This is a genomic window from Flavobacteriales bacterium, assembly GCA_019694795.1.
Taxonomy (GTDB): domain Bacteria; phylum Bacteroidota; class Bacteroidia; order Flavobacteriales_D; family UBA2798; genus UBA2798.
Window position 1 is genome coordinate 1 of sequence record JAIBBF010000001.1, and the last position, 19973, is coordinate 19973.

Genomic DNA, 19973 nt, shown 5'->3' on the forward strand with positions numbered 1-19973 from the left:
TTGTTGTGCTCGAATTTCCACATGCGCCTCCAATGGTGTAGGTAATCGTATGCGTTCCTACGCCCGCTGATGCAGGATCAAATGTCCCGTTAGTAGGATTCGTAATTCCAGGTCCACTCCAGGTTCCACCTGCATCCACCGCGGTTAAGTTCACACTCGATGCATTGATACAAAATGGTCCCGCCGGTGTTATCGTCGTATTCGCTGTGTCGTTCACTACAATATTCGTAGTACCAATATCGCCACATACGCCACTAATCGTATAGGTAATTGTATGCGTTCCTACACCTGCCGTTGCAGGATCAAATGTTCCCGTTGCAGCATTGGTAATTCCTGTTCCACTCCAGCTGCCTCCTGTTTGTGCAGCCGTTAATGTCACCGACGGATCACCCACGCAGAATGGTCCTGCAGGAGTCACCGTTGCATCAGCATCAGCAATCACCTGAATGGTGGTCGTCTGTGTATCTGAACAAGCTCCTGTTCCTACCACATAAGTAATCGTATGCGTTCCCGCTCCCGCTGTAGCTGGATTAAACGTTCCATTAGCCGCATTGGTAATTCCTGTTCCACTCCATGTTCCGCCTGCATCCACCGCCGTTAAATTCACCGCCGCATTCGATTCGCAGAATGGTCCCGCCGGTGTTATCGTTGCATCCAGTTGTGCGCTTACGGTGATATTCATAGTGGCAGGATTGGTACATCCTGTTGGCGTATAAGTGATGGTATGCGTACCCACACCCGCAATCGACGGATCAAAAATTCCGGTAGTGGCATTGGTAATTCCTGTTCCACTCCATGTTCCTCCGGCAATCGATGCGGTTAATCCTACTGCTGGATCAGTATCGCAGAATGGTCCTGCAGGTGTAAGTGTTGGTGTGGCTGGACCTACAAATGGTCCGCCGCTATAGGTAATCGGACAGCCATTGGCATCTTGTATCGTTACCGAATACATATCGCCATTAACTAATCCGCTAATCACTATCGTTCCATTGTTATTGCAGGTTGTATTGTTCAATACCGCATTGGCAGGTGTTGCTCCCGTGGCCGTAAACTGCGATCCATTCATTGCTGGTAGTCCACCACTCACCGTCACCGTTACTGTTCCATTTGCACAATCTTCTACACCTGTTGCAGTGATTTCAGTGAGGTACTGCACCGCAAATGGCTGACCCAAATCGTAGCAATAACCGCCCCAGTTGGTCACCGAATAATAACCTCCCGTTACATCATACATCGTTATCGGTACTATGTAAACCGTGTTATTGGTAAAGGTGCCCGCAGGGAATGAATTGATGATAAATAAATCATTGATATCCGTAAACGTACTGCTGGTTTCTATTACACCCAATAAACATGGATCAGTAGTGATGTCCGGTAATCCTACAGTTGGTGGACAGGAATAAATCATGTACCAAATTCCGGGATTGTACGGAATCGTTGCATCGTTTACATCGTTGGCATACGTGAAATTTCCATTGGAGTTGATCGTAATCTGATCACCATAACACATCACGTAATTCGTAGTAGAACTTCCGGTGATTGTACCCGTGTATGTTCCCGCATCGGCAGGACATAAGCAGTTGGGTTGTGGTGTAAACGTAATGGTTTGCTGACAGGCAGGATTCGCTGTAAAGTACACTTGCACATCACAGGTCGCTAATCCCGGTGTACCTCCATTGATCGTATAAGTAAGCGGAGATACAAACGGAGGATTGAATACTTGTTGTAATCCTTCACAGGTTTCTACAATGAGCTGACCTGTACTCGGTGGTGATGTAAATTGAATATTTCCATTGATCGGATAAGTATTCGTTGCAGGATCACATACACCAATATTCACATCGAAGAAATCGAGGTTACACGGACAAACCGGTTCGGTGAATGTGGGACTCGTAATGGTACATGCCGGTGATGCACTAAACACTGCCGTAATCGAACATCCCGTGGAGCCATCCGCATTGATATTACTCAATGTGAAATTCGTTGGCGATGTAAATGGCGCATTAAATGTTTGCGATCCGCCACAAGAACTGGTCACCGTCATCGTTCCACTCGATGGGGCATTGGTAAATGAAACACTTCCAGTGATGGAATAGGTGTTACTCGCAGGAACACATGCTCCCACATTCACGTTAATCGCTGTAAATGCACAAGGGTTACATGCTGCCGGTGCAGTATAATTCGCTGTATTAGTACAAGCCGTATTAGCAGAAAAAGTTGCAGTCACCGTACACGCTGCTCCATTAGCAGTAAGTCCGGTTAAGTTATAATTCAACGGCGATGTAAACGGCGCATTAAAGGTCTGCGATCCACCGCAGGAATTCGTCACCGTTAAGGTGCCACTGGAAGGCGCATTCGAAAACGTAACTGAACCCGACAAACTATATGTGCTATTGGCAGGATTACATGCCGATGGTGTAGCCGTTACTGAGGTAATGGAACAAGGTAAACATGCAGCAGGAGCAGTGTAATTGGATGTTGCTGTACATGATGTATTAGCAGAGAACGTGGCAGTAACAGTACATGCTGCACCATTTGAAGTAAGACCTGTTAAATTATAATTCAACGGAGAAGTGAATGGTGCGTTAAATGTTTGCGATCCGCCACAGGAACTTGTCACCGTTAAGGTGCCTGTAGTGGGTGGTGAAGAAAATGTAATTTGACCAGCAACTGAATATTGATTATTTGCAGGATTACAAGCTGAAGGTGTTGAAGTAAGATTTGAAATAACACAACAACTGTTGTTAAGCGAGATTTCTACTGTATAGGAATTAATCCCTGCAATTGGACAAGCATTATCTTCTGCCTGAATAGTTACTGTTTGAAAGGCAGGCGCACCGGTTGGCGGAGTCCAGCAAACTGTTGCTGTGGCAGGATTTGTTCCCGTAAAATTTACGGTTGCACCCGGTAATGCTGTAGTAATATTTGAAGTTAGTGTAATAATATTTCCTGCATTGTTATCACTGAAAACAACACTAAAACAACCATTGTTTCCATAACACATGGAAACAGCATTGGAACCCGTTTGATTGATGGTGCCCGATAATCCGGATACACCACCTGCAGGAGGTTGCGGAGCCTGATTTGTACAGTTGATTACTTCAACCTGGAATTGCTGCACAACAGTACCAACGACTTGTCCGGATGTATTTGTTTAAGTAATTAAAACAGCTACAACAAAGTTTCCAATTGTATTTGGAGTGAAGGTTAACACCCCTGCATTATTGTCAATTACAATTCCATTTATTGGTGTTCCACCGGTAAAGCCAGCATTATAGGTAACAGGCGTACCCGCTGCAGATAATGCTGATACCAATTGATATGTTAAAGTGTTTCCATTGGGATCTGATCCTCCCAAAGAATAACTCACCGGTTGATTTACGCAAACATATGGAATAGGTGGTGCTGTAATATCTGCTGATGAATTACATGGAGATGTAGCACTGTTTAGTGTTGTAGGAAAATAATATCCAGGCTGACCGGATAAATTATTTGTCGTGTTAACGCAACAACTTGAATAGGATAATGTCCATGTATTACATGGTCCGGGCAGTGTAATTGTAGCCTGCCATTGATGCATCCAGATACCGGGAAGTGTACCTCCAAAACATTCACTTTGATTTACCTGTGAAGGACATAATTGAGAAACGTCCTGCTGGAAAATAGTATTGGTCATTGTAAAATTGAGATCAATACCGCCATTTAATCCACAGGTATTCGATGCTACCAATGTCATGGGATCGGTAGCACTCGTAAATGCTGTACCACAATCTTCGTACAAGGTTAAGGTTACCAGATATTGATTAGGTCCTACACAATCGTAGGTAATGTTACCACCCGGATTGTGAGAAGCAAAAGCACCGGATGTGAAAAGAAAAATTGAAACAAATAAAAAACTCAATTTTCCAATTAGAAAATTTCGCATGGCAAGCAAGTATTATATTATGTATTCTAAAATTTAACGCATCAACTATTAAATATGTAATCCCGGTTTAAACTTCCATCTAAACCGGGATTGTGTTTTTTATCTCAATAAAGTGATATGTCCAATGTAATCATGTTGCACTCCACGATGATCGAAGGCTTTCACTTTCCACACATACACATCTTGTTTTGCAGGTTCTCCTTTGTGGGTACCATCCCAACCTGTATTCGGATTATGGGTTTCGAAAATTAATTCGCCCCAACGGTTAAATACAAGCATTTCATATTCATCCATACTGATTCCAATTCCAACCGGAATAAACACATCGTTTTTACCATCACCATTCGGTGTAAATGTATTTGGTGTAAAGAGGATATAATCTCCTTCAACCGTTACCTGATAAGTAATAACATCTGTACATCCATATTGGTTGGTGATAAACAATGTAACATCAAATGTTCCTGTATCAGCATAAGTGTGAATCGGATCATCAAATGTGCCGATGGTTAAACCATTGTGTGTATTTGCAGGAACATTTACTCCGGGAGCACCTGTTAGGGTAAATCCATCTCCAAAATCCCATTGGTAAGTAACAGGTGTTCCTGTAGAAAGATCACCAAAGGTGATGGTAGGACTAAGGATTGTTGTTGTACCTGGAGTTGTAGAGAAATCAGCAACAGGTACTGGATATACATCCACCATTTCTGTTTGAGAAACTGTAGTAACACAACCCAAAGCAGAAGTTACTGTAACACATACATCGTAAGTACCCGGATTAGGATAAGTAAATGTTGTATTTGGAGAAGTACCTGAGTAATCCACTACTCCATCGCATTGGAAATCGTAATCGAAATTGACACCGATATCCGTATTCAGAATAAACTGTGCCGTAAATGGAGCACATCCTGCACTATCCACTACATTAAAGAATACAATCGGTAGATCATTTATAGTAACCTGAACTGAATCGAGTGCTACAATTGAACAACCATCATCAACTTTAACCGTGTACCATGTATCCACAGAAGGATTCACAGTAACTGTAGATTGATTTCCTGATTCAATATCATTTAATGTTGCTCCGTTTTGATCGTACCATGTAAAAGTATATGGTCCGCCATTTCCACCTGAAGCAGATGCTGCTAATGTGGTAGAATCATTTAAGCAGATGGCAATCGTTGGACTAACATCAACATCTAATGGAGGATTAACCGTAATGGTAATACAATCTTGCGGCGACAAACATCCGTTTGCATCTGTAATATCGAAGCAATAGGTTGTTGTGGTAAGCGGATTAACCATAATTGGTCCAGGCCCACTTAATCCAGGCGTTTGCCAGTTTACAGTGTATGGTGTTGTACCGCCGGTTCCACTTGCCCAAAGTTGAGTTGAGTCACCATAACAAATAGTAACATCTAAATCTCCAACAGCGCCAAGTGGATTTGGTTCAGTAACATCAACACAGTTGGTGGCATTACAGTTATTGTTATCGCTAACAACAACGCAATATAAACCGGTTACCAGATTGGTTGCAGTTTGAGTTGTTTGTACAGCAGGATCATCCCAAGCATAAGTTAATGGAGCAGTTCCGCCTGTTGTATTAACTGTAGCCGTTCCGTTGCTCTGACCATAACATAATGGCTCTGTAAATGTAAGTCCGGTAATTACTGGTCCTGCCTGATCGATAATAGTTGCATTGCTTGTTATTACGCATCCATGTGCATCGGTAACTGTAATATCGGTTACACCTGCACAAAGTCCTGTGTTGTTTGCAGCATTCATCGCAGCACCGGAAGTCCATGAGTACGCATAAGGCGTTGTACCTCCGGTTACCAATGCAGAAGATGCTCCATTACATTGCGAACAAGTAGCATCTGTTACCGAAACTGTAATTGCTAATGCAGCTGGCTCTGTAATGGTATTGCTAACAGTTACCAAACATCCATGATTATCCGTTACATCTGTAATGTAATTTCCTGCACAGAGGTTTGTAGCAGTTGAACCTACACTTACGTTATTGGTCCAGGAATAGAAATATGGAGCAGTGGCACCACTCACTCCCAGGTTTACAATTCCATCACAAACTGCATTACACGAAACGTTTTGCAGACTAGTTGTGTTTACCACTAATTGGGTTGGTTGCGTAATGGTAGTGTTGGCGGTAAACTGACATCCATTTGCATCCGTTATTACTGCGCTATAATTTCCAGCGCATAATCCTGTATTATTTGCAGATGTTGTGTTTGCACCACCCGACCATGCAATGGTGTATGGTGTTGTACCACCACTCATGGAAACTGTCGCAGCACCATCACATCCTCCAAAACACAGTGGTGATGTTGTTGACGTAACCGCCGCATTTAATCCTGTTGGTTCAAAAATAAATTGTGAAGTTGCAACAACACAGTTTGCAGAATCGGTTACCACAATACCATAGGTATCTCCCGGTAAAGTGGAAACAGTGGTTTGTCCGGTATAAGCAGGAATTACATTGTTGGCGCCATCTAACCATTCAATCACAAGCGGATTTGTTCCTCCTGTTGCGCTGATTACAATTTCTCCATCTGAAGCACCAAAACATGTTACATCAGAATGTGACGTAACAGCAAGTGTTGGTCCCGGAATATCGCTGATACAAATCAGACTATCTTTTACACATCCATTTCCATCTGTAACAGTAAGCGTATAACATCCGGAGAAAAGGTTAAATGCACAAGGAGTGATTTGGCCGGCAGGATCATCATACTGGAAAGTATATGGAGCAACACCACCAATAACACTTGCGCAAATCTGCCCGTTATTCTGTCCGCAGAATGCATTTTCTACAGTAGAAATTGCAAAGCTCAGAATACTTGGTTGATTCAATGTTACCGTATTTGAAACTGAACATCCGTTGGCATCAGTTACAATTACATCATATGTACCGGCGCATACATTCGAAACATTCGCTGTTGTGGCAAAGGATGGATCAAACCATTGAATTGAATATGGTGTTGTACCTCCGGAAACAGCTGCAGCCATTGTACCATCGCAGGCATTGAAGCAGGAAATATCTGTTCCGCTCACTGACACTGCAAGAGAACTTGGCTCAATGATATTAACTGTAGCTGTTGCTGTACAACCATTAGCATCGGTAACAGTGAAGGTATAGGTACCAACGCATAATCCATTATTCATTTGTGTATTTACTCCATTGCTCCATGAATAGGTATAAGGAGCAGTTCCGCCTGATGCAACTCCATTTGCAAATCCGTCGCAGACTCCTGCACATGATACATTACCACTTAAATCAATCGTGGCAGTTAACAAGGTAGGCTCAGTGATGGAAACATTGTATGAATTGAAGCAGCCATCCGCATCTGTAAGTGTAACGGAATAATTTCCTGCACAAAGTGATGATGCAGTAGATGTAGTTTGTGCGGCTGGATCATTCCATGAAAAACTAAATGGCGCTACACCAGAGTTGGCAACCAAAGTAGCTGTTCCATCGCATGACTGAAAGCAGAGATTATTTGTTCCTGAAATCGATCCTGTTACTGCAACAGGTTCGGTTAATTGATATGGAATAATATTCGTACAACCGTTTGCATCACTTAATATGAGTGTATAATTTCCATCACACAATCCATTAACTGATGATGTTGTACCAATAGATGCATTAGCGTTATCTCTCCAATCAAAGTTATACGGTGTAACACCACCAGTTACGGCGATAGAAATTACACCATCACAATAGGTGAAACAAGTAGGATCAATGGCTGTAGGAATATAAACGACTAATGGTGGCTCGGTGATGGTGACATTTGTAGAAGCAGCACAACCGGCAGCATCAGTAACCGTTACAGAATAAGTTCCGGCTGGTAAATTGCTAGCTGTAGGAGTGGTCTGACTGAATGCAGCTGCATCCCATTGAACAGTAAAGATTCCTGTTCCACCGATCATATCAACAGTTGCAGAACCATCATCTAATCCATTACAACTTACATTGGTTTGAGCAATGATCGCTGCAGAAGGACCTGCGATGTCGTTAATTTGAATTACCGCTGTATCTAAACATTGATTAGCATCTGTAATTTGAACCAAATAGGTTCCGGAGAACAAATTGCTTTCACAGTTATTGGTGCTAGCAACAGATAACCATTGTAAAGTGTAAGGTGTAATTCCTCCACTTGGCGTTACACAACCTGAACCATCGTTTTGCTGACAGTGTGCATCAACAGCAGTAATTGTATTGGTAAGTTCTGCAGGTTCTGAAATGGTAGCTGAAGCACTTAATGTACATCCATGGTCATCAGTAACTGTTACTGTATAATTTCCGGGACATAAGAAGAACGCTCCTGATGTTGTTTGATTCAATGGATCATTCCATGCATAGGTGTAAGGTGTTGTTCCACCAGTTACAGTAGCCGAAGCATTTCCATTACATGCACCAAAACATTTCACATCCAAACTCGATAATGAAAGTGAATATGCAGGTGGTTCATTCACAACCACACTGGCAGTAGAGTTACAGCCATTATCATCATTAACAGATACTGTATAAGTTCCGGCTATTAAACCAGATTGATTGGGCGTGGTTCCTATAACTGTACCGCCGCTATTGGTCCATGTTAAATTATAAGCAGGACTTCCACCGGTAGCAGACACAGATACTGAACCGTCACTTCCACCGAAACAGTTTACATCAACTGCGGATGGAGTGGCGACTAATAAAGTTGGTTCTGTTATTGTTACTGAACCTGTAATGATACACGAATTGGCATCAGTAACAGATAATGTCCAAACACCAGGTGCAAGGTTAGTGGCGGTTGAAGTTGTTTGCACTGGTGAAGTATTCCAGCTATATGTAAATGGTGCAGCGCCTCCGGTCATAACACCTGATGCAGAACCATCATTCGCTCCAAAACAAAGTACATTGTTCACAACGGACATCGTTAATGTTCCAGCAGGATTATTACCTACTGTGGCAGCTACTGTAACAGTACAGCCATTTGCATCCGTTACTGTGACATTATACGTGTTGGCTGCTAAGTTATTTTCAGTAGTTGCTACACCTCCGGAAGACCAGCTATAAGAATATGGTGCAGTTCCACCTGCAGCAGTTACGGTAGCAGATCCATCCGAATTCCCGCAGTTTGCATTTACAACTGTTGTACTTGCCGTTAATACGGCAGGTTCAGTTACAACAGCAGTTGACGTTTCTGTACAACCATTTACATCGGCAACAACAAGGCTATACGTTCCAGCACATAAACCGGATTGAGAAGCTCCGGTCAAGCCACCAGTCCAGGTATATGTTAGAGCTCCTGTACCTCCTGCAGCAGTTGCATTTACTGTTCCATTACAAGCTCCATTACACAATGCAGGAGTTGCAGTGGTATTTGAAATAACGATATCTGTAGGTTGCGTTACTGCAACACTTGCTGTAGCCGTATTTCCATTTGCATCAGTTACCGTAACGGTATAGGTATTTGCACAAACATTGATAATGTTTACTGTGCTGGCACCATTGGACCATGAATAGGTATAAGGAGCAACACCACCTGCTGCCAATGAATTTACTTGTCCGGTGCAGATATTAAAGCAAGTTAAATTTGTCGGACTTAAAGTTACAGTTAGTGGTGCTGGTTCGGTAATGGTAACACATGCTGTAGTTACACAACCGGCAGCATCAGTAATGGTTGCGCAATTATTTCCAGCGCATAAATCATTAGCTGTTGCATTGGTATTCGAATTATCCCAAAGGATTGTATAAGGAGATGTTCCTCCACTTGGTGTTACTGTTGCAGAACCATTGCATAATCCGGCACCCGTTACGTTACTATTTACCACTGCGGTGGCAGAAGGTCCTGCAATGGTTCCTACTGTTGCGCTGATGGTGGAAACACATCCGTTTGCATCCGTAGCTGTTACTGTATAGTTACCCGCAGGAATTGCTGTTGCGCTTGCTGTTGTTTGCACAGGTGATGTATTCCACGAATAAGTAATCGGATTTGTTCCTCCGGTAGCAGTAACTGTTGCAGAACCGTCAGCTTGTCCACAATGCGCATCAACAACTGTTGTAGAAAGTGCTAATGCAGCTGGCTCAGTAATGGTTGCAGTAGCTGTTTGCGTGCAGCCATTAGCATCCGTTACAGTTATGGTGTAAGTACCAGCATTCATTGAACTGGCATTAGTGGTGTTTTGACCTGCACCAGGTGCTGGACTCCAAGTTTGTGTATATGGTGAAACTCCACCACCAATAGTTGCTGTTGCTGTTCCATTTGAACCACCATTACAACTTACTGGAGTAACAATTGTACTTACGGTAAGTAAAGTTGGTTCAGTAATGGTAACTGTAGCTGTTTGCGTACATGCATTTGCATCTGTAATCGTAACTGAATAGGATCCTGCAAGCAAACCAGTTGCAGCAGCTGTTCCTTGTCCTCCACCAGGAACAGGTGACCAAGCATAACTATAAGGTGAAACACCTCCTGTGATACTTACACTTGCACTTCCATTATTTCCTCCATTACAACTCACCATTGTTGGCGTACCCATACTTGCAACTAATGCAGCAGGTTCTGTTATTGTAATATTCGTAGTTGCAGAACAACCATTAGCGTCCGTTACAGTCACAGTATATGACCCTGCAGTTAATCCACTTGCATTTGCAGATGATCCTCCAGATGGTGACCATGAAATAGATAATGGATTTGTTCCACCTGCTACCGTTACTGCAGCAACACCATTATTTCCTCCATTACATGATACATCAACATGTGAAATCATGTTTTCTACGATGGTTGGAGCAGCATCATTGATAACATTTGCAGTTTGTGAAAATGTACATCCGTTTGCATCGGTTACTGAAACTGTATATGATCCCGCAGGCAATCCAGTAGCAGTAGAACTAGTTTGAACAGGACTTGTATTCCAACTTATATTATATGGGGTTACACCTCCGGAAATAGCTGCAGTGGCAGTTCCATTACTTGCACCACAAGTTGCATTCGTTGTAGAAGTGCTTATTGCTAATTGAACCGGTTCTGTTATAGTAACTGTAGCTGTACTGGTACAGTTGTTTGCATCCGTTACAGTAACAGTATATGAACCTGCAGTCATTGATCCAGCACTTGAAGTTCCTTGTCCACTTCCTGGGGCAGGACTCCAACTGTATGCATATGGAGTTGTACCTCCTGCTGCTGTAACATTCACACTTCCATTATTTCCTCCATTACAACTCACCATGGTTGGTGTGCCCATGGTTGATGTTAAAACTGTAGGTTGTGTAATTGTAACACTTGATGTACTTGTACAACCATTCGCATCTGTGATGGTCACAGTGTATGTACCCGCAGTCATTGATCCTGCATTCGCAGTTCCTTGTCCACTACCAGGTGCAGGACTCCAGTTATACGAATAAGCTGTAGTTCCTCCTGCTGCTGTTACACTAACGCTTCCGTTATTTCCTCCATTACAACTCACCATAGTTGGTGTGCCCATGGCTGAAGTTAAAACTGTAGGTTGTGTAATTGTAACACTTGAGGTACTTGTACATCCATTCGCATCTGTGATGGTTACAGTGTATGTACCCGCAGTCAATGATCCTGCATTCGCAGTTCCTTGTCCACTACCAGGTGCAGGACTCCAGTTATATGTATATGGTGTTGTTCCACCTGCTACGGTTACACTCACGCTTCCATTATTTCCTCCGTTACAACTCACCATGGTTGGTGTGCCCATGGTTGAAGTTAAAACTGTAGGTTGTGTAATTGTAACGCTTGATGTACTTGTACAACCATTTGCATCAGTGATGGTAACCGTATAAGCACCTGCTGTCATTGATCCAGCATTTGCAGTTCCTTGTCCGCTTCCAGGTGCAGGACTCCAGTTATACGTATAAGGTGCAGTTCCACCAGTTGCAGTCACGCTTACACTTCCGTTGTTTCCGCCATTACAACTTACCATTGTTGGTGTGCCCATAGCAGAAGTAAGGGCAGTTGGTTGTGTAATTGTTGTACTTGCAGTTATTGTGCAAGAGTTAGCATCAGTTACAGTTACGGTGTATGTACCTGCTGTAAGACCTGAAGCTGTAGATGCAGTTCCTCCTGATGGGGACCACGAATAAGTTAAAGCACCTGTTCCGCCTGCTGCACTTACGCTCACTGCTCCATTATTTCCTCCATTACATAATACTTGTTGTGTAGTGCTGGCAGTTGCTGTTAATACAGGAGGTTGAGTAATAATAATATTTACAGATGCCGCACAAAGGTTAGCATCTGTTACTGTTACTGTATAGATACCTGCTGTTAATCCACTTGCAGTTGCAGATGTTCCGCCAGATGGAGACCATGAAATCGACAATGGTGCTGTTCCGCCTGATACTGTTACTGCGGCTGCTCCATTATTTCCACCATTACATAATACATCTATATGTGAAGCGATGTTTTCTGTAATTGTAGGCGCAGCATTGTTATTTACAGAAACCGTTGCAGTAGCCGTACAACCATTTAAATCTGTAACGGTAACTGTATATGTTCCCGCTAATAAATTAGATGCTGTGGCTGTGGATTGCACAGGAGTAGTGTTCCAACTATAAGTATAAGATCCTGCTCCACCTGTTGCAGTTACAGTTGTTGTTCCAGTTGACGCTCCACAGTTTGTCGGTGTTGATGCAGTGGTTAAACTAATTGCTGTTGGTTGTGTAATGGCTACAGAAGATGTTGCACTACAACCATTATTATCAGTTATAGTTACTGTATAAGAACCTGCCGTTAATGAACCTGCATTGGCAGTTCCTTGTCCACTTCCAGGTGCAGGACTCCAGTTATACGTATAAGGTGCAGTTCCGCCCGCTGCTGTTACACTCACACTTCCATTATTCCCGCCATTACAACTTACCATTGTTGGCGCACCCATTGTCGCTGTTAATACAGCAGGTTGAGTTATTGTTGCACTAGCAGTAGTTGTACAGCCAGTATTGTCGGTAATGGTGACTGTGTAAGTTCCAGCAGTTAATGAAGATGCTGCTGCTGTTCCCTGACCCGCTCCGGGAGCTGGACTCCAGTTGTAGGTATAAGGTGCTGATCCGCCTGCTGCTGTTACACTCACACTTCCATTATTTCCTCCATTACAACTCACCATTGTTGGTGTACCCATGGTTGCAGTTAATGCGGTCGGTTGTGTAATCGTAACACTCGCTGTTGCTGTACAGCCTTTGTTGTCAGTAACAGTTACAGTATATGTTCCTGCGGTAAGTGATCCGGCATTGGCAGTTCCTTGTCCGCTTCCAGGAGCAGGACTCCAGTTGTACATATAAGGTGCTGTTCCGCCTGCTGCTGTTACACTCACACTTCCATTGTTACCTCCATTACAACTCACCATTGTTGGTGTGCCCATGGTGGCAGTTAAAACTGTTGGTTGTGTAATCGTAACACTCGCTGTTGCTGTACAGCCTTTGTTATCGGTGATGGTTACTGAATAAGTTCCTGCGGTAAGTGATCCTGCATTGGCAGTTCCTTGTCCACTTCCGGGTGCAGGACTCCAGTTGTAGGTATACGGTGCTGTTCCGCCCGCTGCTGTTACACTCACACTTCCATTGTTTCCTCCATTACAACTCACCATTGTTGGTGTACCCATGGTGGCGGTTAGTACGGCAGGTTGTGTTATCGTTACACTCGCTGTTGCTGTACAGCCTTTGTTATCGGTTATTGTTACTGTATAGGTTCCGGCAGTTAATGAAGATGCTGCTGCGGTTCCCTGACCTGCTCCAGGAGCAGGACTCCAGTTGTAGGTATAAGGTGCTGTTCCGCCAGCTGCTGTTACACTCACACTTCCATTGTTACCTCCATTACAACTCACCATTGTTGGTGTACCCATGGTGGCAGTTAATGCGGTAGGTTGTGTAATCGTAACACTCGCTGTTGCTGTACAGCCTTTGTTATCGGTTATGGTTACAGTATACGTTCCTGCAGTAAGTAATCCTGCATTGGCAGTTCCTTGTCCGCTTCCAGGTGCAGGACTCCAGTTATACGTATACGGTGCTGTTCCGCCCGCTGCTGTTACACTCACACTTCCATTGTTACCTCCATTACAACTCACCATTGTTGGTGTACCCATGGTTGCAGTTAATGCGGTCGGTTGTGTAATCGTAACACTCGCTGTTGCCGTACAGCCTTTGTTATCGGTGATGGTTACTGAATAAGTTCCTGCGGTAAGTGATCCTGCATTGGCAGTTCCTTGTCCACTTCCAGGTGCAGGACTCCAGTTATACGTATAAGGTGCTGTTCCGCCAGCTGCTGTTACACTCACACTTCCATTGTTACCTCCATTACAACTCACCATGGTTGGTGTGCCCATGGTGGCAGTTAAAACTGTTGGTTGTGTAATCGTAACACTCGCTGTTGCCGTACAGCCTTTGTTATCGGTGATGGTTACTGAATAAGTTCCTGCGGTAAGTGATCCTGCATTGGCAGTTCCTTGTCCACTTCCAGGTGCAGGACTCCAGTTATACGTATACGGAGCTGTTCCGCCCGCTGCTGTTACACTCACACTTCCATTGTTACCACCATTACAACTCACCATGGTTGGTGTACCCATTGTGGCAGTTAAAACTGTTGGTTGGGTAATTGTAACACTGGCTGTTGCAGTACAGCCTTTGTTATCGGTGATGGTTACTGTATAAGTTCCTGCGGTAAGTGATCCTGCATTGGCAGTTCCTTGTCCACTTCCGGGTGCAGGACTCCAGTTATACGTATAAGGTGCTGTTCCACCAGCTGCTGTTACACTCACACTTCCATTGTTACCTGCATTACAACTCACCATTGTCGGTGTACCCATGGTTGCAGTTAATACAGCAGGTTGTGTTATTGTAACACTTGCTGTTGCTGTACAGCCTTTGTTATCGGTAATGGTTACTGTATACGTTCCTGCAGTCATCCCTGTGATCGAATAGTTGCCTCCTGATATTGCAATTTCATTCCCTGCTGGATTTCCACTAGTTGGTCCAGTCCAGCTAACATTATAGGCTGCAGTTCCACCAGTTGCTGTTACACTCACACTTCCATTATTACCGCCATTACAATTCACCATTGTTGGTGTACCCATGGTTGCAGTTAAAACTGTTGGTTGTGTAATTGTAACACTCGCTGTTGCTGTACAGCCTTTGTTATCTGTAACAGTTACAGTATATGTTCCTGCGGTAAGTGATCCTGCATTGGCAGTTCCTTGTCCGCTTCCGGGTGCAGGACTCCAGTTATACGTATAAGGTGCTGTTCCGCCCGCTGCTGTTACACTCACACTTCCATTGTTACCTCCATTACAATTCACCATTGTTGGTGTGCCCATGGTGGCGGTAAGTTGTGTAGGTTGGGTCATTGAAGCGGAAGCTGTAGCTGTACAACCAAAATTGTTAGTTACAGTTACGGAATAAGGTCCTCCTACAGGAACAGAAACTGTTTGTGTTGCTTGTCCCGCAGGTGGATTCCATGCATATCCAAATGAAGAACCTCCGGTTGGATTTGCAGTGATGGTTCCATTTTGCCCAAAACAGTTAGGTGGAGTAACCGTTAAAGTAACTGCCGGATTTGGATTTACTGTGACGCTTAATGTTTCTGTATTTGTACATGTACCATTCGAAACTGTTAATGTCACCGTATAGGTTCCTGTTGCTCCGTAAGTGTGAGAAACTGTTGAACCTGTTCCAGTGGTTGCATCACCGAAATTCCAGGAATAACTTGTAATTGATCCTGAAGAAATGGTAGATGTTGTTCCTGAAAAATTGAACGAGTTTCCAGTTAAACACTGTGCTGCCACCGGTGTGATATTTGCATCTATCGTAACACCTGGGTTAACCGTAGAACTTGCTGTTCTGGTACAACCATTAGCATCAGTTACAGTTACTGTATACGTACCTGCAACTAATCCGGTAATGGAATAACTACCTCCAGAAGATGCAATCTCTGTTCCAACAGGTGCACCACTTGATGGACCAATCCAGCTTACATTGTAACCTGCAGTACCTCCAGAAGCCGTAACGGCTATTGATCCATTATTTCCTCCAACGCAAGCAACCGCTGTTGGTGTTAATGTTGCGGTAATTGCTGTTGGTTGAGTAATGGTTACAGAAGGTATTACACGCGTACAACCATTTGCATCTGTAACTGTGATATTATAGGTTCCAGCTCCAAGCGCATTTAAAGTATAAGTTCCACCTGAAGATGCAATTTCATTTCCGGCCGGATTTCCAGTTGTTGTTCCTGTCCATGAAATATTATATGGAGCAGTACCGCCAGATGCAGTTACTACAATACTTCCTGTAGTTCCTCCATTACATGCAACGTTAGTTTGTGTTGTGGTAGCAGTTATTGCAGTTGGTTGAGTAATGGTTACACTTTGTGTACATGTTACTCCACCAGAAGCAGTTACTGTTACAGTATAAGTTCCGGCTGATAATCCGGTTACGGAAGCTGTTCCTTGTCCACCACCAGGTGCAGGACTCCAACTGTAAGAAAATGGCCCCGTCCCACTTGGGGTTGCAGTCGCTGTTCCATTGTTTCCTCCGTTACAAGTAACATTGGTTTGGGTAGTGGTAATGGAACAAGGACTTACAATATTACAGTTGGTTGCACCAGTACCACCCGATTGTGAAAATTGGATATACCCGGCGGATCCATTATAGTTGGTGATTAATAACATGTACCATTGTCCGGCTACTGCATTTGGTATATCAGCAGTTTCGGTATATGATGCGGAATAAGAACAATCCACAAGGTTTCCACTTGGATATGTGGTAGGAATTGTTGTTGAAGGTGCAATGTTAGCACAGGCATTTGCCACCGAGGTGAATGGACCCCATAATGCAAAATCGACATCAATACCGACACCGCCAGTGGTATATTGATTGATATTTATGGATATTGGTCCGGAGGTAGCAATATTTAAATACATCCACATTGGGTTAGGGGTGGAATACAAACAATTGTATTGACCCATTGATGCAACTCCGGTTGTATTACAATAGTTATAGGCAGTACCCGTACAAAATGGATCTGCAGAATTACAGTTGGTATTTACGGCACCGGCCAAGCATGGTCCGGTTCCTCCACCAGTTGCTGATTCAGTAACACAAAGACTAAACGAACCAAAATCTGTTCCTCCGTAATCCCAAACCATGAGATAAACCGTAGTACCTGGAGTTAACCCGGATAAATTTAATTGAGGCATGGTTGTTCCACCCGCATCATCATTACAAGAAATCAATGTAAAGGTTCCGGAACAACTTGTGGCAGTATAAGCAGCCATCCCCATGTCCGTTAAAGATCCGGCATAAGTTTGAACATTTACCGCTCCAGAAGCAGGAACAGTAAACGAATAAAAAACTTCATTTCCACTGTAGAAAGCACAACCCGGAGCAGGAATAGTTTGCGAGGTGGTAGTAGCTCCTGAATTATTACCTGAGGTAGTTGTACAACCAGTATTGGAAGGATATACTGTTAATGGCGTTGCACCACACGGGTTATCATTGGATGGAACAGTAGTATTATTTGTACTTGCACATATTGAGAAATTACCATTGTCATTTCCTCCATAATCCCACAAACGAACGTAAATTGTCGTGCCAGGAGTTAAACCAGAAACAGACAAATATGGCATCAACCCATTAACGGATCCGTCATCATCACAAGCAATTTGTGTGAAAGTACCTGAACAAGATGTTGCAGTATACCATGCCATTCCCATATCCGTAAGAGTACCTGTATTCATGTCGATGGTTAAGTTACCGCTCGCAGGCACGGTAACACTATACCATACGTCATCAGATCCAGCTGGATATGAAGAGCAAGTTGGAGCCGGAATACCTACAGTTCCTGTTGAGTTTGCAGGCATACTTCCCGCAACATAGGTACAGGATGTTCCAACTGTTAAAACGGTAGCCCCACAAGGATCATCGTTTGTAGGAGGTGGCATTGCATTTGCCAGGAATGGCATCAAAATAGCAAATGCCAGAAATAAATTCTTCATCAATTTCATCATCGCAACTTCTTAGAAAAAAAATTATTTTGAACTCGGATCGAGTGTGTATTTGAAAATATTCGAAATCTGAAATCCGCCGTTAGTAATTGCAGTTTTCAAATCGAGCGAAGAATATTTTCCGGGGACTTCCAAATGAATCCGGTTTTTCTCATCTACCGAAAATTTCAAAACCGGAATTTGATTTTCGATTAGGGATTTAATCGCATTTAATTTCTCTTTCGACTCCACACCCTGAATGGTGAATTCAAAATAGCGACTTAAACCAAAATAAAAATCACGATTAAATGATTTGTTTGCATCAACAATAGCTTTAACATCTTCGGAGAGATTTTCGTAATTATCACCGGCGTTACTACTGTTAGAACTGAATTGCCCGAAAGATGAAGTGGCAACAAAGAATAAAGAAAGAAATAATAATTTCTTAATAGAATTTTCCATCGCAAGCTTGATTTGATTCTGACTTTGAAATTAAGAAAATGGTAGAAATACCGAAGTAAAAAATGCAAAAATCAAAGTGAGTTATCAACAGGTTTTCATTGGAGAAAATCGCAGAAAAAAAAACGCGAATGTGAATTTTACATCCGCGTTTACAAAAATATTTAACAAAAAGTTATTTAAGCAATGTCACCGATCCACGATACAATTCTTCACCTTTTATTGCAACCGTCCAGATATAAACTCCTTCCGGTGCCGCCTGGTTATCGCTCATGAATTTACCATCCCAGGGACGGAAAGCAGAATTGGTTTGATACACTAAACGTCCTTCACGGGTGTGTATGGTCATTACAAACTCAACATCCATTACAGTTAAAGAGAATGGGATAAAGGTGTTATTGGTATTATCCCCATTTGGTGAGAAGGCATTTGGTGCCAACAGATTGAAGTCCTCTTCTATATGTACAGTCTGAACTGTTTTATTACTGCAACCATTTGCAGCAGTAACTCCAAGCATTACCTTATAATCACCTTTGTGACGGAAAAATTTATCGACTTGTGAAGCAGAAGAATTTGTGCCATCGGGGAACAACCATTTTGCATTGACAAAATCAGAAGAATTATTTTCGAAATGGACGATGGGTCGGCCATTTACGATTTCCTCATTGAATCTAAAGGATGCTACAGGTGCTGGTTTTACTAGTATTGATTTTGTAACGGTCGACGTTTTTTCTTTTCCATTGGTGTAATACAATGCAATGGAATAGATACCTGGTTCAGAGAAATAATAACTGAGTTTTTCGGTCTGAATAGGCAATCCGTTACCATTGATTTCCCAAACACAAGAATAATTTTTTACAGGTTTAGCAGAACTAAATTCAATTTCTTGTCCGGAACAAAACTCTTCTGCCCCAATGATAATTTCAGGCGAAGGTAAAACCTGGGATGCGGTTGAATGATCCTCAACTTTATCCGTTAAATCAACGGGATTCGTTTTGTCGTCCTTTTTATCATTCGGATTAACCGTATGCTTATCATTAGGAGAAACATCGGTTAAGTCCTGAGGTCCTTTTTTATTCAGATCTGCATTAAAATCATTTGGTGCAGGGTCTTTTGAAACCGACAAATCAACACTGCTAGAATTATTTCCTATGGTGGACTTATTCTGATTATTATCAATGGAATTATCGGCGTTTACAACTGTATTGTTGTTGTTGACCTCAATTTTATTATCCGATACAGCAATCGTTTTCTCGTGTGTAAGCGGATTCGTTTTTTGTGATTCGTTGGGCGTTCCGGAAAAATAAATCAGGGAACTTATACCAACAACACCTGCAATTCCGGCGGCAATCCACCAACCATATTTAACAGGGTGCAATGAAGATTCGAGGAGGGACCATTGACTAGCATCATAGGGAACCTCAACTTGATTGACTTTATTTTGTAATGTATTTTCAAAAGCATCGTGAACAGGAGCTTGTTCGGAAGCATCCAACCCCGACGCAATTTGCGACCAGGCGGACGGATCAAATGGCATCTCGAAATTCTCGAGCGACTCATTGATCATTTTTTCGAACCCGTTTAACTTGTGCTCCAT

The 19973-nt window shown here is 42.9% G+C and carries 5 protein-coding genes; all 5 read right to left on the bottom strand.

The annotated features are described in order from the left end of the window. On the bottom strand, positions 1–3121 hold a 3121-nt coding region (locus tag K1X56_00005), incomplete at its 3' end, for a hypothetical protein (protein MBX7093073.1). A 33-nt stretch (positions 3122–3154) separates the two neighbouring features. Continuing rightward, entirely contained in the window at positions 3155–3925 is a 771-nt protein-coding gene (locus K1X56_00010) for a hypothetical protein (GenBank protein ID MBX7093074.1), read from the bottom strand. Positions 3926–4024: 99 nt separating this feature from the next. Continuing rightward, positions 4025–17929, bottom strand: a complete 13905-nt coding sequence (locus K1X56_00015; protein MBX7093075.1) for a PKD domain-containing protein — start codon at positions 17927–17929, stop codon at positions 4025–4027. Between the two features lie 33 nt (positions 17930–17962). Next, positions 17963–18379: a hypothetical protein gene (locus K1X56_00020; protein MBX7093076.1), complete on the bottom strand. Its 417-nt coding sequence runs from the start codon at positions 18377–18379 to the stop codon at positions 17963–17965. Between the two features lie 172 nt (positions 18380–18551). Then, complete coding sequence (locus K1X56_00025) at positions 18552–19973, bottom strand: gliding motility-associated C-terminal domain-containing protein (GenBank protein ID MBX7093077.1); 1422 nt, start codon at positions 19971–19973, stop codon at positions 18552–18554.

Excerpts from the sequence above, each read along its gene's own strand:
- K1X56_00015 (MBX7093075.1), bottom strand. The coding sequence starts at position 17,929 with ATGAAGAATTTATTTCTGGCATTTGCTATTTTGATGCCATTCCTGGCA.
- K1X56_00025 (MBX7093077.1), bottom strand. The coding sequence starts at position 19,973 with ATGGAGCACAAGTTAAACGGGTTCGAAAAAATGATCAATGAGTCGCTC.
- K1X56_00020 (MBX7093076.1), bottom strand. The coding sequence starts at position 18,379 with ATGGAAAATTCTATTAAGAAATTATTATTTCTTTCTTTATTCTTTGTT.
- K1X56_00010 (MBX7093074.1), bottom strand. The coding sequence starts at position 3,925 with ATGCGAAATTTTCTAATTGGAAAATTGAGTTTTTTATTTGTTTCAATT.